This is a genomic window from Urbifossiella limnaea (genome assembly GCF_007747215.1).
GTDB classification, from domain to species: Bacteria; Planctomycetota; Planctomycetia; order Gemmatales; family Gemmataceae; genus Urbifossiella; species Urbifossiella limnaea.
On the sequence record NZ_CP036273.1, the window covers coordinates 1 to 19,495 of the forward strand.

At 69.5% G+C, this 19,495-nt stretch carries 23 protein-coding genes; 9 read left to right on the forward strand and 14 right to left on the reverse strand.

Features of this window, described 5'->3' with window-relative positions; translation table 11 throughout:
* From ETAA1_RS00005 to ETAA1_RS00040, 8 genes are all read left to right on the forward strand, one after another.
* Positions 1-984, forward strand: a complete 984-nt coding sequence (locus ETAA1_RS00005) for a DnaA/Hda family protein (RefSeq protein ID WP_145244514.1) — start codon at positions 1-3, stop codon at positions 982-984.
* A 53-nt stretch (positions 985-1,037) separates the two neighbouring features.
* Positions 1,038-1,397: a hypothetical protein gene (locus ETAA1_RS00010; protein ID WP_145233171.1), complete on the forward strand. Its 360-nt coding sequence runs from the start codon at positions 1,038-1,040 to the stop codon at positions 1,395-1,397.
* 12 nt (positions 1,398-1,409) lie between these two features.
* Entirely contained in the window at positions 1,410-2,222 is an 813-nt protein-coding gene (locus ETAA1_RS00015; protein ID WP_145233173.1) for a DUF6985 domain-containing protein, read from the forward strand.
* A 378-nt stretch (positions 2,223-2,600) separates the two neighbouring features.
* Positions 2,601-3,725 carry a DNA polymerase III subunit beta gene (dnaN, locus tag ETAA1_RS00020; RefSeq protein ID WP_145233175.1) on the forward strand — a complete coding sequence of 375 codons (1,125 nt, stop codon included), beginning with the start codon at positions 2,601-2,603 and terminating at the stop codon, positions 3,723-3,725.
* An 80-nt stretch (positions 3,726-3,805) separates the two neighbouring features.
* Positions 3,806-4,138 carry a DciA family protein gene (locus tag ETAA1_RS00025; RefSeq protein WP_145233177.1) on the forward strand — a complete coding sequence of 111 codons (333 nt, stop codon included), beginning with the start codon at positions 3,806-3,808 and terminating at the stop codon, positions 4,136-4,138.
* Between the two features lie 22 nt (positions 4,139-4,160).
* Positions 4,161-4,823, forward strand: a complete 663-nt coding sequence (locus ETAA1_RS00030; RefSeq protein WP_145233179.1) for a DUF433 domain-containing protein — start codon at positions 4,161-4,163, stop codon at positions 4,821-4,823.
* On the forward strand, positions 4,816-5,169 hold the full coding sequence (locus tag ETAA1_RS00035; protein WP_145233181.1) for a DUF5615 family PIN-like protein: 354 nt from the start codon (positions 4,816-4,818) through the stop codon (positions 5,167-5,169). Before ETAA1_RS00030 ends, ETAA1_RS00035 begins: the two co-directional genes overlap by 8 nt.
* A gap of 18 nt (positions 5,170-5,187) precedes the next feature.
* On the forward strand, positions 5,188-7,716 hold the full coding sequence (locus ETAA1_RS00040; protein ID WP_145233182.1) for a DNA gyrase subunit B: 2,529 nt from the start codon (positions 5,188-5,190) through the stop codon (positions 7,714-7,716).
* A 57-nt stretch (positions 7,717-7,773) separates the two neighbouring features.
* On the opposite strand, the gene ETAA1_RS00045 is transcribed toward ETAA1_RS00040, so the two are convergent.
* The 14 genes from ETAA1_RS00045 to ETAA1_RS00110 form a co-directional block, all read right to left on the reverse strand.
* The gene (locus ETAA1_RS00045) at positions 7,774-8,439 is read right to left on the reverse strand and encodes a DOMON domain-containing protein (RefSeq protein ID WP_145233184.1); all 666 of its coding nucleotides are present in this window, start codon (positions 8,437-8,439) and stop codon (positions 7,774-7,776) included.
* Between the two features lie 21 nt (positions 8,440-8,460).
* Complete coding sequence (locus ETAA1_RS00050) at positions 8,461-8,883, reverse strand: type II toxin-antitoxin system VapC family toxin (RefSeq protein ID WP_145233186.1); 423 nt, start codon at positions 8,881-8,883, stop codon at positions 8,461-8,463.
* On the reverse strand, positions 8,880-9,215 hold the full coding sequence (locus ETAA1_RS00055) for a helix-turn-helix domain-containing protein (RefSeq protein WP_145233188.1): 336 nt from the start codon (positions 9,213-9,215) through the stop codon (positions 8,880-8,882). Before ETAA1_RS00055 ends, ETAA1_RS00050 begins: the two co-directional genes overlap by 4 nt.
* Before the next feature lie 2 nt (positions 9,216-9,217).
* A complete protein-coding gene (nadA, locus tag ETAA1_RS00060) occupies positions 9,218-10,192 on the reverse strand; it encodes a quinolinate synthase NadA (RefSeq protein WP_145233190.1) in 975 nt (324 codons plus the stop codon).
* An 81-nt stretch (positions 10,193-10,273) separates the two neighbouring features.
* Positions 10,274-10,672, reverse strand: a complete 399-nt coding sequence (locus ETAA1_RS00065; protein WP_145233191.1) for an STAS domain-containing protein — start codon at positions 10,670-10,672, stop codon at positions 10,274-10,276.
* Between the two features lie 92 nt (positions 10,673-10,764).
* Positions 10,765-12,213, reverse strand: a complete 1,449-nt coding sequence (locus ETAA1_RS00070) for a cation:proton antiporter (RefSeq protein WP_238389335.1) — start codon at positions 12,211-12,213, stop codon at positions 10,765-10,767.
* The gene (locus tag ETAA1_RS00075; protein WP_145233193.1) at positions 12,210-13,460 is read right to left on the reverse strand and encodes an NAD(P)/FAD-dependent oxidoreductase; all 1,251 of its coding nucleotides are present in this window, start codon (positions 13,458-13,460) and stop codon (positions 12,210-12,212) included. Before ETAA1_RS00075 ends, ETAA1_RS00070 begins: the two co-directional genes overlap by 4 nt.
* On the reverse strand, positions 13,457-13,912 hold the full coding sequence (locus ETAA1_RS00080) for a MarR family winged helix-turn-helix transcriptional regulator (protein ID WP_238389336.1): 456 nt from the start codon (positions 13,910-13,912) through the stop codon (positions 13,457-13,459). Before ETAA1_RS00080 ends, ETAA1_RS00075 begins: the two co-directional genes overlap by 4 nt.
* A gap of 115 nt (positions 13,913-14,027) precedes the next feature.
* Entirely contained in the window at positions 14,028-14,570 is a 543-nt protein-coding gene (locus ETAA1_RS00085) for a hypothetical protein (protein WP_145233197.1), read from the reverse strand.
* Positions 14,567-15,133 (reverse strand): hypothetical protein, encoded by a 567-nt coding sequence (locus ETAA1_RS00090; RefSeq protein WP_145233199.1) that lies wholly within the window; start codon positions 15,131-15,133, stop codon positions 14,567-14,569. The genes ETAA1_RS00085 and ETAA1_RS00090 overlap by 4 nt, the downstream gene beginning before the upstream one ends.
* 17 nt (positions 15,134-15,150) lie before the next feature.
* A complete protein-coding gene (locus tag ETAA1_RS00095; protein WP_145233201.1) occupies positions 15,151-15,684 on the reverse strand; it encodes a hypothetical protein in 534 nt (177 codons plus the stop codon).
* A 14-nt stretch (positions 15,685-15,698) separates the two neighbouring features.
* Positions 15,699-16,226, reverse strand: coding sequence for a hypothetical protein (locus tag ETAA1_RS00100; RefSeq protein ID WP_145233203.1), 528 nt, complete (start codon positions 16,224-16,226; stop codon positions 15,699-15,701).
* Complete coding sequence (locus tag ETAA1_RS00105; protein WP_145233205.1) at positions 16,223-16,738, reverse strand: hypothetical protein; 516 nt, start codon at positions 16,736-16,738, stop codon at positions 16,223-16,225. The genes ETAA1_RS00100 and ETAA1_RS00105 overlap by 4 nt, the downstream gene beginning before the upstream one ends.
* 208 nt (positions 16,739-16,946) lie before the next feature.
* The gene (locus ETAA1_RS00110) at positions 16,947-17,828 is read right to left on the reverse strand and encodes a ParB/RepB/Spo0J family partition protein (protein WP_145233206.1); all 882 of its coding nucleotides are present in this window, start codon (positions 17,826-17,828) and stop codon (positions 16,947-16,949) included.
* Between the two features lie 555 nt (positions 17,829-18,383).
* Between ETAA1_RS00110 and ETAA1_RS00115 the strand changes: the two genes are divergently transcribed.
* Positions 18,384-19,478, forward strand: coding sequence for a PseG/SpsG family protein (locus tag ETAA1_RS00115; protein WP_145233208.1), 1,095 nt, complete (start codon positions 18,384-18,386; stop codon positions 19,476-19,478).
* Positions 19,479-19,495 lie beyond the last annotated feature (17 nt).

Consider the following 19,495-nt stretch of genomic DNA (forward strand, 5'->3'; position numbering starts at 1 on the left):
ATGAACACCGCCGCCGGGACGGACTCCGGACGCTGGCACGGTCTTCGAGTCGTCCCCGAGAACCGCTTCGCGGTGCGGGCGGCCCGGAGCCTGGCCCGCGTCGTCGTGCTCGGCAGGCGGCCGGCCGTGTCGCCGCTCGTGCTCCACGGGCCGACCGGCTGCGGCAAGTCGGCGCTGGTCGGGGCGCTGCTCGCCGAGGTGTCCACCGGCACCGCCACGGCGCGGGTCGTGGCCGCCGGCGACGTGGCCCGCGCCGCCGCCGACCCCGCCGCCGACGGCTTCGCCGACGCCGACCTGCGGGCCGCCGACCTGCTCGTGCTCGAGGACGTGCAGGTGCTGCCGCCGCGGGAAGCGGGGGCGGTCGCCGACCTGCTCGACCGCCGCACCAGCCGCGGGCGGCCGGTGATGGTCACCACGACCGTCGCGCCGTCGCAGCTGGAGTTGCCCCAGGCGCTGACCTCGCGGCTGACCGCCGGGCTGGTGGTGCCGCTGGAGGCGCCCGGGGTCGAGGCGCGGCGGCTCGTGCTGGCCGACGCCGCGGCCGGGCGGCTGACCGCCGACGCCCTCGACTGGTTGGCCGCGGCGGGCGGGATGCGTTCGGCGCTGGGCCGGCTGGCGGCGCTGGGGGCGACGGTGGGTCCGCTCGACCGGGCCGCGTGCGAGGCGATTCTGGCGGCGGGCGGTCATCCGACCTCGACCGGGCCAACCGTCGCGGGGATCATTGAGAAGGTGGCGGCGGCGTTCGGCGTGAGCCCGAAGGAGCTGCTGGGGGCGAGCCGGCTGCGGCGGGTGCTGGTGCCGCGGCAGGTGGCGATGTTCCTGGCCCGCGAGGTGTGCGGCCTGTCGTTCCCGCGCCTGGCGGCGGCGTTCGGGCGGGACCACACGACGGTGCTGCACGCGGTGCGGAAGATCCGCGCGGAGTTGGCCGGCGACGAGCGGCTGGCGGGGGTGGTGCGGCGGCTGCGGGCGGAGGTGGCGGAGTGAGGCGATGAGGCCAGCCACTGCTCAGAGTGGGTCATTAGTCAGAGGATGTTCCGATGATCGGCCGTGACCGATGGTCAGGCCTTTTCGTTGTCGTCGGCCTCATTGCCATGTGTGTCGGGGCCGTCGACCCGCTGGAGGGTTCACTCCTCATCCTCCCGGGAACCGGCATGGTAGCGCTCGGCGCGTGGCTCGGCGGCAGTCGGTACCGTCGGTTTCTCGGCTGGTCCTTCGGCCTTGTGGCGGCGGGCGTTGGCATCCTGTGGGGGCTGAGTGCGCTGGGAGGTATCGGGGGCGAGAGCGGGCGGTCGATCTGGTGGGGGCTGGTCCTTCTGCCCTACCCGGTCGGTTGGGTCATGGGCCTCGTCGGTGCCGTCGGCAGATTGCGCGAGGTCCGGCAGGCGAGGCATCGGTAGCCAACGGCCCTGATGATTGCGGCACGGGTCAACAACGTCGAGTCGCTCCGCGTGCTGGTCGAGAGCGGGGCGGACCTGGCGAGCGGACCGGCGATCCGGGGGGTCGGTCGGCGGCAAACCACACAAGGTGCGACGCGCGTGTTCCTGGACAACTTCACTCCCGACCCGGAGTTGATCGGGTTCCGGCAGTTCTGGCGGACCGCCAAGCCGCTCCTTTCGGGCGCGGTCGTGGCGGTCGCCCCGCCGTACCCCGAATACCCGAAGCTGAAAGTCAGCAAGCGCCACGGCCCGAGCCCGGACCCGGGTTGCCCGTCGGCCCGCGACGCGGGATCCGAGGTGGAGGTCATCCTGTACAACGCCGGCGGCAACGGGTTCGGCGCGGCACACGAGCGGGCGTGGGAGTACGTTCTCGCCCACGCCGCCGCGATCGAAGTCGCCCTGCGCCGCAAGCTGTTCGCGTGGCACCGCAAGCAGATGGCCCAACACCGGGACGAAGACTTGCCGCACGTCAAGTCGTTGCAGAAGTACTGGACGCAGATCGAAAAGCGGGTGCCGCTTGAGGAGCCCGCCGCGGTGGACCACCTGTTCAAACTCGTCGGCGTCGGCCTGGCCGACAGCGGGCTGGACGAGTGCGGGTTCAGCTCGTTCGAGTTCCAGACCGGCTGGGACCGCGACCACGGCCTCGGCGTGGTGATGCACAAGGACCGCGTGCTGGCGGTGGGGGGTACGACCGAGTTGATCGGGAGCCGCGACATCGTTACCGCGGTTAGGGGCGTGCAGGCCTACGACTTCGACGAAGGCGATTTCCCGCTCCCGAGTTCGTAATGGTGGGTGACGCCCGAGTGTCGGCCGGTCGGTGTCACCGACTGGCGCGCCCCCTGTGGAAAACCTGGCGCGCCAGTGGCGCGCCGCCGTCCGCGAGCGGCGCGCACCACCCCCCGGAAGCGACCGCGAACACGACCCCAGGAGTGCGCGGCTCAGGAAATCAGCGGCGCGCCAGCGGCGCGCCAGGTTTTCCACAGGCGATCGGTTCGCCGATCCGCTTGCTGCCACGGGGCTTGCGGCAACGTACACCGTCGGCGCGCCAGGACGTGCGGCCGCCTTACTGTGTCTACTGGATGGATATACTCAAGGATTGAGGGTAAATACCCCACCCCTCGCCGAGCGAGGCGAACCCGAGCCCACGGACGGCAGGAGACCGCGATGAAAGTCACGTGCCAGCGGGACAGCTTGCAGACCGCGTGCGCCCTCGTCGGGGCTGCGGTCGCCGCCCGCACCACCAAGCCGATCCTGTCCAACGTCAAGGCTACCGCCCAGGGCGACGGTCTCACGCTCGTCGCCACCGACACCGAGGTGGGCATCCGCTACGAGCTCCGCGGCATCCTCGTCGGCCGGCCCGGCTCGGCCATCCTCCCCATCGCCCAGCTCACGCAAATCCTCCGCGAGAGTAGCGACGACGACATCAGCCTCGACGCCGACGACAACCGGACGAAGGTGAAGACGGGCACCAGCCGCTTCGAGATGCACGGCTACCCCGTCGAGGAGTTCCCCGACCTGCCCACGTTCGACGACGGCGGCCGCTACCACGAGGTGACCGCCGGCGTGCTGCGGACGATGATCCGCCGCACCGCCTTCGCCGCGGACAAGAAGGACAGCACCCGCTTCGCCCTGAGCGGCGTTCTGTGGGAGGCCGAAGGCAAGACCGCCCGGCTGGTCGCCACCGACAGCAAGCGGCTGGCAGTGTGCGAGGGGCCGGCGACGCTGTACGGCCCGGCCGAGGCCACGAAGGCGTCGCACCTCGTTCCCGCGAAGACGATGCAGCTGCTGGAGCGGAACCTGACCGACGACGGCGAGCTGGTGCGGGTGGGGCTGCGGGCGAACGAGGCGCTGTTCCAGACGGAGCGGGCCATGATCTACACCCGGCTCGTGGAGGGGCGCTACCCGCCGTACCGCGACATCATCGGGCAGACGAAGAAGGGGGCGCACGTGCGGGTGGTGCTGCCGGTGCCGGCGTTCATGTCGCGGGTGCGGCAGGCGGCGATCATGACCGACGACGAGAGCAAGCGGGTGGACATGACGTTCGAGCCGGGGAAGGTGTCGATGCAGGCCCGCGGCGCGGACACGGGGAGCAGCGAAGTCGAGCTGCCGCTGCCGGAGTACGACGGCCCGGAGGTGCGGATCGCGTTCGACCCGCAGTACCTGGTGGAGTTCCTGAAGGCGCTGGAGGGCGAGCCGGTCGTGAACCTGGAGATGAGCGACGGGAGTAAGCCGGCGCTGTTCCGCTGCGGCGACGGGTACCAGTACCTCGTCATGCCGCTGGCGGGGTAATTTGTTCGTCGTCCGTTGGAATTTGGGGAGCTGATCCGCGCGGTTTCGTGACCCGAGTTTCGTTCCCGTGGAACCGACCAATGACCCCCCCAAATTACAACGGACAACGGACACCGGACAAGGGTCCGGAGAACATCGCCGACATCCTCGGCCGGCTGTTCACGTCGCGCGGGTGGGGCCGGAAGAACGACCGGCTGAACCTCGAAGCCGCGTGGGCCGCCGCCGCCGGCGCGGACGTGGCGGCGCAGACGAAGGTGCTCGGGATCCGCCGCGGTGTGCTGGAGATCGAGGTGCGGGCCGGCCCGCTGTTGCAGGAGCTGGCGCAGTACCACAAGCGGGCGCTGCTCGGCAAGCTCCGCCCGGCGCTCCCCGCCGTGACGCTGACGGACCTGAAGTTCCGCGCGGGGGCGTGACGTTCACACCATGAGGGACACCATGCTGACCGTGAGTACCGAACACATCTCGAAGACGCCGGGCGTGTGCGGCGGGAAAGCGTGCATCGCCGGCCACCGGATTCGCGTCATGGACGTGATGATCTGGCACGAGATGTCCGGGATGACGCCGGCCCAGATCGTCGAACAATACCCGACCATTAGCGTTGCCGACGTCCACGCCGCGATCGCATACTACCTCGACCACCGCGAGGAGATCGAGGCGGATATTCGTCGGGGACACGAGGTGGAGGAGAAGTACCGCCAGTTCTGGCCGTCGAAGGTTCAGGCCAAATTGGCCAAGAATTCTTCCTACCCGAAACCGAGCGAGTCGCAGCAAGCTGTTCAGGTGATAGAGATCGACATTCTGGAAATAGTCGCTCGTGCGGTGCAAGAGGGACTTACACCTGCTCAGATCGCTGAGAAGTATCCGTTCCTCGTGGGGGAGCAAGAGGGACTTACTCCCGCTCAGATCGCTGAGAAGTATCCGATTCTCGTAGCGGAGAGTATGCAGGCGGTACTGGCCTTTTACCGTCAACACCGCGTAGAGCTCGATGCCGAGCGGGATGAGCTTAATCGTCAAGACCGGATCAAATCGCGGTGGACCTCAAGTCTTTACGCCACATTGCAGACTGGGGTAGAGACTCCGGAGAAGCGCGGTGGCTAGTGATCTTCGCTACTTCTTCGATGAGCATATCGCCAACGATGCTGCTGACGCTCTCCGCGCAGATGGGGCAGACGTGCTCACTATTGCCGAAGCCGGGCGGGCAAGCATGCCTGACCCTGATCAACTTCGGTTTGCCACCGAGGACGGCCGTGTTGTCGTAACTCACGATGATGACTTTCTCTCGCACGCAGCAGACTTTCTCGCAGCTGGCGAGGAGTTTGCCGGTGTCGCCTACTGCCACCAGTTGAAATACCAGAATAATGTCCGTGGTCTCATCAACGCCCTACTCTTGGTCAATGGGGTGTTGACCGCCGACGACATGCGGAACCACGTCGAATTCCTCTAGCCGAAGGATTCCCCCGCGATGAGCACCGACGCCGCCGCCCCGACCTACGACGACAAGAACATCAAGACCCTGAAGGACGCCGCCCACATCCGCCAGAACCCGGGGATGTACGTCGGCAACACCCAGTCCGCGGGGCTCCACCACCTCGTCTACGAGGTCGTCGCCAACTCCGTCGACGAGGCGCTCGTCGGCTACTGCAAGAGCATCAAGGTCGTCCTCCACAAGGACGGCTCCATCTCCGTCGCCGACGACGGCCGCGGCATCCCGATCGGCACCAAGGCCGACACCGGCCGCTCGGCGCTCGAGGAAGCCCTCACCGTCGCCGGCACCAGCGGCAAGTTCGACAACGACGCCTACCGCGTGTCCGTGGGCCTGCACGGCATGGGGGCGAAGGCCGTCAACGCGCTGTCGGAGTGGACCGAGGTCGAGGTCCGCCGCGAGGGGCGCGTCTGGAAGATGGAGTTCGAGAAGGGGTACGCCACCAGCAAGCTGCAAGACCTGGGGCCGATCCCCGACGGGAAGACCGGCACCACCATCACCTTCAAGCCCGACCCCGACCCCGAGTTCTTCGGCACGCTCACCTTCGAGTACGACACGCTCGCGGAGCGGCTGCGCGAGATGGCGTACCTCAACAAGGGGCTCGCCATCGCGCTCGGCGACGAGCGCACGGGCAAGAGCGAGCACTTCCAGTTCGAGGGCGGCATCGCCGAGTACGTCACCGCCCTGAACGTCGGCGAGGTGCCGGTGCACGCGCCGGTGTACATCCAGCGCGACGTGACCTACCAGAGCAACGACGGCAAGACGCTGTCGGTCGGCGTCGAGGTGGCGTTCCAGTACACGCAGGGCGAAGAGAAGATCGAGCGGTGCTTCACCAACGGGGCGTACAACCCGATGGGCGGCACGCACCTGTCGGGCTTCCGCGCCGGCGTCACCCGCGCGGTGAACGCCTACGGCAAGAAGACCAACCAGTTCAAGGACGGCATCGAGATCAAGGGCGAAGACTTTCGCGAGGGGCTCACCTCGGTCGTCAGCCTCGCCCACCCCGACCCGCTGTTCGAGTCGCAGACGAAGGTGAAGCTGAACAACCCGGAGGCCGAGGGGATCGTGTCCGGGGTGATCTACGAGGCGCTCACCGACTACCTGGAGACGCACCCGAAGGAGGCGACGCTGATCTGCAAGAAGATCGTGCTCGCCGCCGAGGCCCGCATCGCCGCCCGCAAGGCCCGCGAGGCGATCAAGGACCGCAAGAACCTCCTCTCGGGCGGCGGCCTCCCCGGCAAGCTGTTCGACTGCACCACCCGCGACCGCGAGAAGAGCGAGCTGTTCCTCGTCGAGGGCGACTCGGCCGGCGGCAGCGCCGAGGGCGGCCGCGACCGCATGTTCCAGGCCGTGCTGCCGCTGCGGGGCAAGGTGCTGAACGTCGAGAAGGCGCGGCTGGAGAAGCTGCTGAAGAACAACGAGATCGCGGCGCTGATCTCGGCCGTGGGCGTGGACATCCTCAACGTCGAGGACATCAGCAAGGTGCGGTACGGGAAGATCATCATCCTCACCGACGCCGACGTGGACGGCCAGCACATCCGCACCCTGCTGCTGACGTTCTTCTTCCGCCAGATGCGGAAGCTGGTCGAGGACGGGCACGTGTACGTGTCGCGGCCGCCGCTGTACAAGGTGGTGCAGAAGAAGGAGACGCGGTTCGTCCAGACCCGCGAGGAGATGGCGAAGGAGCTGCTGTACCGCGGCACGAAGGACACCGGGCTCGTGGTCACCGGCGACGGCCGGCCCGGCGCCACGACGCCGCGGACGGTGGCGAGCGACGACCTGGCGAAGCTGCTGCCGGTACTGACCGAGGCCGAGGCGGCAGTGCAGAGCCTGGAGCGCCGCGGGCACACGTTCGAGTCGTTCGTCGGCCGCTTCAAGGACGGCCGGTTCCCCGGCTACCACGTCCGCCACGGCCGCGAGGAGCACCTGTTCTACACGGCCGAGGAGGTCGCGGCGTACCGCACGGCACAGGCGGCGAAGCTCGGGCGGGAACTGGTGCTGGCCGACGACCTGATCGCCCCCGCCGACGGCGCGGAGGCCGCGCCGGTGGACGAGGCCGCGCGCTACACGCTGGACGAGTGGCACGAGGTGCGGGCGCTGAACCGGGCGGCGGCCCGGCTGGAGAAGGACTACGGGTTCGTGCCGGCGGACCTGGTGCCGCTGCCGCGGCTGGCCGGCCGCGACCCGGCGGTGCGGTACGTGCTGGAGCGCGACGGCGGCCGCAAGGAGCTGAGCCACCTGCGCGAGCTCGTAGCGGAGGTGCGGCGGCTCGGCGAGAAGGGGATGGTGGTGACGCGGTTCAAGGGGCTGGGCGAGATGGACCCCGAGGAGCTGTGGGAGACGACGCTCGACCCGAAGCACCGCACGCTGCTGCAGGTGACGGTGAACGACGCCCAGCGAGCGGAGGAGCTGTTCCGGACGCTGATGGGCGAGGAGGTGGAGGGCCGCAAGGCGTTCATCATGGACCACAAGATCAACAACCCCGAGGACATCGACTACGGGGCGTGACACGTCCGCCGCCGCTCGCGGCTTCGCACCCCGGGGCGCGAAGCCGCGAGCGGCTCGTCACTTCACCAGCTCCAGCACCGCCCACAGCGAGGGGTCGTCGGCGACGGGGAAGTCGGCGTTCACGGCGAGGAACTGGTCGCCCTTCTCGTGGTCGCGCACGACGTAGTACACGCCGAGCCGCGGGTGCTGCTCGGGGTCGTAGCCGCTCAGCACGGTCGCCGGTAGGAACGCCTCCAGGCGGTAACCGCCCTTCACCTTCGCACTGCGGAACGGCACGTCGGCCGGGTTGCACAGCGGCGCATCCTGCAGCGCGCGGTTGATCTTCGACTGCGCGACGGCGGGCTCCTCCTGGTCGGGGCCGCCGCCGGCCGGCAGGAGGTGGAACTGGTGGCAGGTGCGGCTCGCCCGGTGGCTGGTGCGGTCGCCGCGGGTGTCGAGCCACAGGGTGAGCCCGTCCGACGCCCACGGCTTGCTCACGTCGCCGCTCGGCGCCTGCTGCTTGCCGGTGACCGTGGCCTGCACGGCGACGCCGAGTTCGTTCCACGCGAGGCGCACGTCGGCGAAGTCGGCTCGGCCGTCGAGCGCGGCGAAGGTGTCGAGGCGGGCGGCGTCCGGCAGGTCGACGAGGTGGTCGGCGTCGTCCCCGGTGGTGGGCACGTCCTTGACGTACGGGCACGGGTGGGCGACGCGGACGAGGAACCGGGCGGGGACAATCGGCGGCACGGGGGGAGTCCTTCGCGGGGGTCAGTCGGCCCAGTTCTCGACGGCGAGGCCGGGGACGAGCGTGAAGTCCTTGAGGTTGCGCGTGACGAGCGTCGCCTTGTGGGCGAGGGTGATACTGGCGATGAGCAGATCCGCGCGACCGACCTTCCGGAGCGCTTTGTTGGCCAGCATGCGGTCGAACTCGGTCCCCGCGTTCGAGTCGAACGGAAGAACCTGGAATTTGGCCATGTAGTCTTCCGACGCTCGAAGCCGCTCGGCCATGCGGAGCGCGCCTGGGCCGTCGGCGGCTTTCAGGATCGCCTCGATACGGCCTTTAAGAACTTCGAACCGCGTGATTACGGGAACGGCAATGCGGTCCGGTGGCGCTACGCGCGCCATCCGTACCCGGATGTCGTGGCCGATGTAGGCAAGGCTCAAAGAGTCTGTGTCGAGGAGGTATGTCATTCCGGTGCGTACTTCCCGCAGCCGTGGTAGCGGTCGATCTCGTCCCGGTGTCGGGCGAGCGTCGCCAGAAATTCCTGATACTCCTCCTCGGTTTCGTCCGGGATGGCGGGTGGCACCGGGTCGGTCCGCACCCACCGGACAAGGTCTTCGCGGACGAAACGCCACTCGTCACCCAGGCGCCGTCCGCGAAGCTGCCTGTTGGTCGCTTCCGCCTGGAGCATGTCAGGTGGAAGCTGAAGGTAAGCCGCCGCTTGAGGCAGGGTCAACACGTCTAGCGGCGACAGCGGGGGCGCCGCAACGCCGTTCGTGGTCGGTTCGGTTGTCGTACTCATGGTCAGTCCCCCACGGGGTGCGGCGCGGGCGCCGGCGGGTTCAGCAGGCTCCGCGTCAGCACCTCGCGGGCCTTGTCGAACTCCGGCTGCCACGTGATCTCCGGCGCCCGGTTCCGCATGCAGTCGCGGATCTTCTCCAGCGTGTTCCGCGCCATGTGCGGGCAGGCGTTGCACGAACACGTGATGCCCGGCACCCCCAGGTACGTGTGCCGCGGGTAGCGCTGCTCCAGCTGCCACATCATGTTCGGCTCGGTCGCCACCAGGAACGTCGTCGGCTCCTGGAACGTGCCGACGTGGCGGATCATCACCTCCGTGCCGCCGACGAAGTCCGCGTGGTCGAGGATGTTCTTCGGGCACTCCGGGTGCGCGATCGTCACCGCGCCGGGGTGCTCCTTCTGCTGCTTCAGCAGGTCCGTCAGGCTGAAGATCTCGTGGACCATGCACGAGCCGTCCCACAGAATCATGTCGCGGCCGGTCACCTCGCCGACGTACCGGCCGAGGTGCTTGTCGGGCACGAACAGCACCTCGTAGCCCGCCGGCACCTTGTCGCGCACCACCTCCACCGCGTTGCCGCTCGTCACCACCCAGTCGGACAGCGCTTTCACCTTCGCCGAGCTGTTGATGTAGCAGACGGTCTGGAACTTCCGGTCGTTCGCGCGGAGGAAGTCCTGGTAGTGGGCGAGCTTGTCCGCGGGGCAGGCGTCCACGAGGCTGCACCCGGCTTGCAGGTCCGGGAGGAGCACCGTCTTCGTGGGGTTGAGCATCTTGGCCGTCTCGGCCATGAACAGGACGCCGCAGAACACGATGACGGGCGAATCGACCTTGGTGGCCTCGCGGGCCAGCTTCAGGCTGTCGCCGGTGATGTCGGCGAGTGCCTGAATGTCGCCGTCCTGGTAGTAGTGGGCCAGGATGGTGGCGCCGAGTTGCTTCTTGAGGTCGAGGATTTCGGCGGACACGTCGTCGAGAACGGCCGGCATCGCGGCTCCTTGTTTTTGTACGTGGCGGAGGGCCAACCCACGGGTGTCGGCGGTGTCTGCGGTATTGTACGCCGGGCGGGCTCACTCGGGTTCGGGCGGGGGCGGCGGGAGCGCGACCGCCCCACGGTCGGACGGCGTCGGCGGGCGGACCCGCGCCGGAACGCCCGACCCGCCCTCGTCGTCGTCGCTGCCGAAGAGTCGGTCGAGGCGGGTGATCCGGAAGACCTCCGCGACCTCCGGGCGGAGGTTGATGACCTTCAACCACCCCCCGCCGGCTTGCACCTTCCGGTGGAGGGTTAAGAGCTTGCCGAGGCAGGCGCTGGAGACGAGCGTCACGTTCCGGAAGTCGAATACGATCTGGGGCGGGGCGCCCGTGTCGGCGACCCGGAACGCGTTCTCTCCGAACCAGTTGACCGATTGCTCGTCGAAGACGGACCGGCGGCGGAAGCGGAAGACGGTCGCGTCGCCGACGTGCTCGATCTCGAAGTCGTCCGGCTCGTCGGGCGGGTTACGCCGTTACGGTCGCAGACGCGGGCGACGGACGCAAGGGGCCGTGATCGGCGAGGCAAGACCTACGGGAGGTTCGAGCCGGCTTCACGGTCCGAAGGCAACAGCCGCGCCAGGGCCGGCGCGGTGGCCAGCGTCGTCGCCAGGGCCATCAGCACCATCATGGCGAACAGCGTCGGGGAGATCACCCCCAGGCTCAGACCGATGTCCAGCACGATCAGCCCCATCAGGCCGCGGGTGTTCATCATCGCGCCGAGCGCCGCCGCGGTCCGACGGTCGTAGCCGGTGAACGTCGCTGCCAGGTATGTGCCGCCGAACTTCCCCAGCGTCGCCACGAGGATGATGCCGGCGCACATCCCCCAGCTCGCCCAGCTGTCGAGGAGGCCCAGCTCGGTGCGGAGGCCGGCCAGGGCGAAGAAGGCCGGCAGCAGCAGCACGGTCACCACGTCCTTCAACGCCCGCGTGATCTCGCGCGCCACCCGGCTGTCGTGCGGGATCACCGCCCCGAGCAGGAACGCGCCGAACACCGCGTGGATGCCGATCAGTTCCGTCGCCAGCGCACTCAGCAGCACCAGCACGAACAAGATCGGGATGACGGCTGGAGGCAGTTTCACCATCCCGTCGAGCTCGCGGCACGCCCAGCGGGCCAACGGGCCGACCACGACGAACATCACCGCAATCAACGCCGCCGCGCCGGCGATGACGCCGAGGGCCGACCCCACTTCGGCGCGCGCCACGCCGACCACCAGCGCCAGGAGGCACCACGCGGTCACGTCGTCGGCGGCGGCGCAGCCGAGGGCTATCACGCCGGCGGGGGTGCGGTCGAGGCCGCGGTCGGCGAGGATGCGCGCCAGCACCGGGAACGCCGTGACGGACAGCGCCACCCCCATGAACAGCGCGAAGCTGACGAACGGCACCCCGGCGTGCGACACCCGCGGGTACAGCGGCAGCGCCAGCAGCAGGCCGAGGGCGAACGGCGCGACGATGCTGGCGTGCGAGATGGCCACAGCGGCGTGCGCGTGCCCCTTCAGCTTTGCCCCGTTCAGCTCCAGGCCGACGAGGAACATGTACAGCACCACGCCGAGCTGCGCGACGGCCCGCAGCGCGGCCGTGACCTGCCCTTTGGGGTCGTCGGCGGGCGCGGGGATCAGCAGGTGCATGGCGTCGGGTGAGATCGCGCCGAGGAGCGACGGCCCGAGCAGGATGCCGGCGATGACCTCGCCGATGACGGGGGGCTGGCCGAGGTAGCGGAACAGCCGGCCGAGCGCGAACCCGAGGCCGACGATCGCCGCGAGCGTGGCGAGGACGTGCGCCACCACGTCCACCTGGCCCGCCTTCGGCGCCGAAACGGAGATCGCATTTGCGGGCGCGGCGGGGGCGGCGAGTGAAGCGCCGACCTGCCGCACGAGCAGAAACACGCCGACGCCGGCCGCGAGCATCAGCACGTAGACGAGCGGCCCGACCCAGGCGGGTCGGGCGGCGCGGACGACGGGCATTTCCAGGGTCGAGTTCATACGGCGGCGTACGCCGGGAGGTTCTGCTCGGCACGCAGCTCGTCCATCGGCGGCCACAGCTGGTCCACGTCGTCCTTGAACACGTCGCCGATCAGCACGTCGGTCACGAGCCCCTTCAGGTGCGGGTGCTTCTTCACGAACCGCCCGAAGCTCAGGCCGTCGTAGAACTCGCACACCAGCCGCCGGATGCGGTTCATCCCTTGAAGGTAAGCCGGCTCCCACTTCCGCAGCTGCGCCGCGCTCGTATCGCCCGTACGGAGCGCCTCGGTGATGCAGTCGGCCGCCATCGTGCCGCTGGTGAGTGCCAGGAGCAGGCCCGACGAGTACAGCGGGTCGAGGAAGCCGAAGGCGTCGCCGACGAGGCACCAGCCGTCGCCGGCGGCCTGCGTGGCGCGGTAGCTGTACTCCTTCTGCACGCGGAAGATGTCGCAGCGCTGGGCGTTGGCGATGCGCGGCTGCACGCCCGGCGCCTTCGCAACCTCCTCGAAGTACAGCGCCTCCAGGTCCTTCGTGTCGCGGTTCTTGAACAGGTAGTCGTGGTCGGCCACCACCCCGACGCTCACGATGTCGTCGTGGAGCGGGATGTACCAGAACCAGCCCTTCTTGCCTTCCGTCTGGATGACGATGGTGGCGCCCTCGTCCTTGCCCGGGTCGCGGAAGGCGCCCTTCCAGTACGTCCACAGCGCCGCCTTCTTCAGCGCCGGGTCCCACTCGCGGAGGCCGAAGCGGTCGATGATGAGCGTGCTCTGCCCGCTCGCGTCCACGACCACCTTCGAACGCACCTCGCGCTCCGGGCCGTCCTCCGGCTTCACGCGGACGCCGACGGCGCGGGTGCCCTCGAACAGCACCTCCAGGATGCGGGCGCCCTCGTGGACCTTCACACCGTTGTCGCGGGCGTTGTCGAGGTTGAGCTTGTCGAACTCGCTCCGCCGCACCTGCCACGTCTGGCTCGACTCGTGCGGCTTGTGCTCGTTGAAGTAGAAGGGCTCCGACAGCTTGCCGCGCTGGTTGACGAACTGCACCGAGTACTTCTTGACGAAGTGGCTCCCCTTCATCTTGTCCAGCAGCCCGGTGCGCTTCAGCCCGTGGTACGTGTCGGGGATCATGGACTCGCCGATGTGGAAGCGCGGGAAGTGCTCGCGCTCGAACAGCTCGACGCGGAAGCCCTGCTTCGCCAGGAGCGTCGAGCAGGTGGCGCCGGACGGGCCGCCGCCGATCACGACGACATCGACTTCGGAAGGAGTCATTGCCAGGTCTCCGAGGTTTCGTGCGGGGCGCGGGCGGCCTTCAGCAGCTCCGTTAGCCGCTCCAGGTCGTCCGGCGAAAGGTGGCCGAGCTGGCGGGCGTGGCAGGCCCGCAGCGGCGCCGCGATCCGGGCCAGCAGCGCCAGCCCGGCGTCCGTGACTTCGACCAGCACCGAGCGGCGGTCCTCGACGCTGCGGACGCGCGACACGAGGCCGCGCGCCTCCAGCTTGTCGAGCATCCGCGTCACGTCCGGTGCCCGGCTGACGAGGCGGTCGGCGAGGGCGAGCGTCGGCACCGCGGCCGGGCGGGCGGCCTTGAGCAGCCGCAGCAGGTTGTACAGCTGCGGCGTCAGCTCGAAGCCGGCGAACAGCTCGTCCTCGAGCGCCCGCAGCCGGTCGTAGGTCCGCCACAGATTCAGGAACGCCTCCTGCTCCGGGCTGTCGAACCGGTGCACGCCCCTGCCGCTACTCATAGTCGCATTTTACCCGGCGGGACAATAGTCGTCTAGACAATTATTTCGGGCCAAGGATGGCGAGCCGTCCGCGGTCAGGCGGTGGGCTCGCCGCGCGTTACTTCTTCGCCTTCACCTTGCCGGGGGTGAGCTCGATCGAGTCCAGGAACGCCGAGGCCGCCTCGCCCGACGCGAACTCCTTCGGGCCGCCCACCACGATCGTGTACAGCACCGGGTCGGCGGCGACGAACCGCGTCCGCGTCTGGTGGCCGTCGCGCTCGGTCAGGATTTCGCGCGCGGGGTACTTCGCCTTCCCGTACAGGAAGTCCTTCGCGCCGAGGCGGGTCGTCTTCGGCTGGGCGATCGTCGCCTTCTCGCCCAGCTCCAGCGTCGCCTTCGCCGGCGCCTTGAGCACGCCCTTCTGGTGCGGCGTGTAGGTCACGATGTAGGTCTGCTGGGCGGCCTTGAGCGTCGCCGTGGTGATCACGGCCTTCAGGCCGCCGGGGATGTCCACGGTCTTCGTCTTGATGTCGGCGCCTTCGGGGAAGAACGCCACGTAGCCGCCCTCGGCGGAGACGTACCGCTCAGTCGGCACGTCGGCCGCCGTCAGGACCGCGCCGCACGACATTATGACGGTCATCAACGCGCTGCGGTACTTCATCCCTCGCCCCCCGGTGGTGCGTCATTCCCGGCCTTCGGCTTCGCCGGCGGAGTGATCTCGAACGACTTGAAAAACCCCTGACCGTCCTTGCCGAGCACAGCCGTCTTGTCACCCCCGGCGAATAGGATGTAGAGCTTGGAACCGGATAGGAACATTTGGGTACGGGTGAATTTCCCGTCCTTCTCGATCACCACCTCGCGGCCGGTGTTCTCGTTCTTGCCCGGGATCACCTTCTGCTGGTTCAACTCAAAACCGGCCCCCGACAGCAGATCGAGGTAAATCAGGTCTGGCGTCCTGCCGTTGAACACCTGGGGCGAAAGCTCCGCGTACGTAACCTTGTAGGCCTTACCGTGCGACTCGGTACCGACTGTGCTCGACCGCGGACCGCCGGGGGTGTCGGTGGTCTTCGACTTTACCGGCCCGCCGCCAGGGAACACGACGGCGAACCCGCCCTCCTTCGACACGTATCGCTTGGCAGGTCCGACCTGAGCGGGTCCGACCTGAGCGGGCCCGACCAGCACGCACGACAGGGCGGCCGCAGCCGCCGCGAACCGGTACCGCATGCGCGTGCCTCCCCGGGTCAGTCCGCCTTCGCCTTCGCCGGCGGGAGAATCTCGAACGAGTTGAGGAACTCCGTCGCCGCCTTGCTGGTGCCGTACTTGTCGGGGCCGCCGACCACCAGCACGAACACCTTCGGGTCGGCGACGATGATGTGCGTCTTCACGACCATCCCGTCCTTGTCCACCACCAGCTCGCGGGCGGGGAGCTTGCCCTTGCCGAAGGCGAAGTCCGTCTGGCTGACCGCCTTGCCGCCGCTCTTCTGCAGCGCCCCGCCGGACGCGCCGTCCAGGATCGACTTGGCCGGGATGGCCTTCAGCGTCCCCGCCGGCAGCTCCATGAACATCGCCACGTGCGACTTCTTGTCCTGCTCGGTGATGGTCATCACCATCGTGAGGCCGCCGGGGGCGTCCTGCGTCTTGGTCTTGGGCGTGGCCCCCTTCGGGAACTTGATCGAGTAGCCGCCGTCCTTCGAAACGTAGCGGCCGCCCGCGTCGTCCTGCGCGCCGGCGACCACGCCGACTGCCGCGACCGCCGCCGCGAGTACGAACCGCATCGGAGCCTCCGGGGTTACTTGACCAGTTCGAACGAGTCCAGGAAGTCGGAGGCCGCCTTGCCGGTGACGAACCCGCCGGCGCCGACGGCGCCGACCTGGTACAGCCGCGTGTCGCGCATGAAGAGGCGGTAGCGGAGCTGGACTTTCCCCTTGTCCACGACCACCTCGCGGCCGCCGACCTTGTCCGGGCCGTGCGCGACCGGCGCCTCCGACACCAGCTTGCCGTCCTTCCCCTTCAGGCCGTCGCGGGCGCCGTCGAGCAGCCGCGGGTGCTCGGCCGGGCCGGCGGCGGCCGCCGGGTAGTCGACGTGGCTCACGACGTAGATGCTGCCGTCGGGCGTGGCGAACGTGGCGGAGTAGACGGTGAGCTCGCCGAGTTGCGTCTTGGCCTTCAGCGACCGCTCCTCGGGCTTGCCGGGGAAGCGCACCTTGAACCGCCCGCCGGACGGGCTCACGTCCACGCCGGCGTCCGGCTGCGCGACCCCGGCGCCGGCCGAGAGCAGCAGCGCGAGCGCGGCCCCGCGAACGGCTCGGGTACTCACTTCGTCACCTCGAAGGCGTCGAGGAAGCGGTCGGCGTCGCGGCCGGTGACGAACGCCTTCGGCCCCTGCACGAGCACCTGGTACAGCCGCGGGCCGGCGATCACCACGCGGTTCCGCACCGCGTACAGCGGCTTCTCGATGAGCACGTCGCGGCCGGGGTGCTTCTCGCCGCCGACCACGATTTCCTTGTCGAGCACGACCTTGCCGTCGGTCCCCTTCGCGGCGTCGCGGACCTTGTCGAGCCGCGGCCCGGCGGGGAGCTTGGCCACGTCGTCGGGCGGGTCGATGTACGTCACCATGAACCGCACGTCGTTGTCGAGGGTGACGGAGTCGAAGGTGAGGGTGCGCGGGCCGCTCGGCGTCTTCACCTCGGTCGTCTCCGTCTTCACGGCGCCGGGGAAGATGACCTTGTAGCGCCCGGCGGCGGACGCGAACGCCTGGAACTCGAGCGCCGGCTGTTGGGCGGCGACGGCGAGCAGCGCCGCGGAGAGGACGAACATCCGTGTCGGCATGGGGTGGTCTCCTGGCCCGGGAGCGACGCGGGCAGGGTAGCGGATCGCGGGGGGTGGGGCAAGCGAAAGGCGAAGTGAGAAGGCGAAGTGAGAAGGCGAGCGGCCCGCGTCAGCGGGCTGTTCCTGATCGCAGAAGTGCTGCGATCGGGAACAGCCCGCTGACGCGGGCCGCTCGCCTGCGACGCGGGCCGCTCGCCTGCGACGCGGCTTACTTGGTCAGCGCCGCCACGATCCGCTCGAAGTCGTCGTTGCTGTCGAACCCGATGACGATTTGCCCCTTGTCCTTCGCCTTCACCTTGATGTCGATCTTCACCGCCAGCCGCTGCCGCAGGTCGTCCTCGATCCCCTTCACGTGGGCCGTCTTCTCCACCGGCCGCCGCTCCTCGGCCTCCTCCTCCGCGGCCGGCGCCGCGGCCCCGGCCTCCACCAGCTGCTGCTTGACGAGCACCTCCAGCGCGCGGACGGAGTAGTTCTTGAGGATCGTCTCGCGGCACAGGGCGAGCTGCCGGTCGGCGTCGGGCACGCCCTTCAGCACCTTGGCGTGGCCGAGGCTGATCTGCCCCAGCCGCACCGCGTCCTGCACCTCCGGCGGCAGGTTGAGGAGGCCGAGGAGGTTGCTCACGGTGGTGCGGTCGAGGCCGAGCTTGGCCCCGAGCACTTCCTGCGACACGCCGAACTTGTCGAGGTAGTCGCGGAAGCCCTGCGCCTTCTCGATCGGGTTCAGGTCGCTCCGCTGGATGTTCTCGACGAGCGCCGCCTCGAACACCTGCTGGTCGTCGAACGCGACGACGTGGACGGGCACGTCGGCGAGGCCGGCGGCCTGCGCGGCACGCAGCCGCCGCTCGCCGGCGATGAGCTGGAAGCCGTCGCCGGTCTGGCGGACGACGATGGGTTGCAGCACGCCGTGCGACTTGACGCTGTCGGTGAGCGACGCGAGTTCGTCGTCGTCGAACCGCTTGCGGGGCTGGTAGGGGTTCTGCTTCACGTCGCCGACGGGGAGCCGGTTGGCGGGCGCGTCGGCGGTTCCGGCGTCGCCGAGGAGGGCGGAGAGCCCGCGGCCGAGGCGGGGTTTGGTGGCGGTGGCGTCCATGCGATTCCTCCGGGTGCCCCGCCTCCCGCGGGGACAATGGCGAGCTCATAGCGTGGGCGCCGGCGCGGCGGAAGGGGGAATCTACGCTGCCGCGCCGGCCGCGCTTCCCGAGCCGGCCCCGTCAGGGGTCGGAGCGTCCTGCGCACGGAATGCTCCGACCCCTGACGGGGCCGGCTCGGAGAGCCGGATACGGTCGCGCTGTGAAAGTGACCTTGTCCGCGGCGCGAATTCTCCCTTAGCATCCGCCCCGTCAGGCGACGGACCGGAACCCGTCGCCCGACCCGCCTGCCAACGGACCGGAACCCGAAGGCAACGCGGTGGGGCCAGCCCGGCCCCGTGAGAAGAGGTGTCGAGGCCCGCCGCCGCGCTTCCCGCGGTGCCCCTCATCGGGGCGCACTTCGGCGGTCCTGTCGCACCACCCCCGACCCGCGCGACCTTGCCCGACGCACCGCGTCCGCGTCCCGCCGCGTGCCCCCGCACGCCCGGCCGCGCCCCCGGTGCGCCCCGGCCCGGCCGCGCTCCGTCCCCACCCCCGTGGTGCAGGAGCCCCCGCGCATGGATGCGACCCGAGGCCCGATCCTGTTTCGTTGCGACGGCACGCCCGACGGCGGCTGGGAGCCGTTCTACCAGTGCCTGTCGCTGGCCGCCGCGTTCCAGCGGCGCCGCCGCGGCACGCACTTCCTCAGCTACCTCGACCCGGCGTCCCTCGCCATCGCCGTGAACCGCGGCAACAACGACTGGATTCCCGCGAACCAGACGCTCGGCAGCGCCGGCGACCTCGGCGCCACCATCGCGCAGGTCCGCCGGCTGAACGCCGCCGCCGTCATCCTCGCCGGCGACGGCTACGACGAGGACTACCTCGCCGACCTGCGCGCCACCGGCACGCTGGTGGTCGTGTTCGACAGCACCGCCGGGATGCGGTTCGACGCCGACGTCGTGGTGAACCCGTTCTCGGCGCCCGGCCGCAAGGCGTACCGCCCCGGGCCGGGGACGCAGCTGCTGCTCGGCCACAAGTACGCGCTCTGCCGCGGCGTGTTCCGCCGGCAGCGCACGATCCGCGCCACCGAGCCGGTCGGCCCGTTCCGCGCGCTGGTGGCGATGGGCGACGACGACCCGGCCGGCGAGGCGTTCACCCGCACGCAGCAGCTGCTGGAGATGGGCAAGGTGGCCAAGGTGTCGGTGGCGTGCCGCAGCCACCACCCGCGCTACGCCGACCTGAAGGACCTGGCGGAGGCCGACGACCGGGTCGAGGTGGTGACGGAGGCGAAGGAGCTTATGACGCGGCTGGTGCGGAGCCACTTCGCGCTGACCTGCGGCGACGGGTGGAGCGGCGAGCTGTGCGTGGTGGGGCTGCCGCAGCTGGTGATGAGCCAGACGAAGCGGCACGGGATGAACGCCAAGCGGATGGACGAGGACGGCGTGGCGACGTTCCTCGGCGACGCCGCGGACGTGTCGTTCGAGCAGCTGAAGGAGGCGGTGGACCTGCTGCTGGACGACGCGATGGAGCGGAAGACGATGACCCGCTGCGCCCGCAACCAGTACGACGGCCGCGGCCCCGACCGGGTGGTGAACGGGATGGAGATTCTGCTGCACGCCCCGGCCCGCAAGCGCGCCGCGCAGCCGCTGCCGGCGCTGCGGATCGCGGCCTGATGATCCGCCGCCTGCGG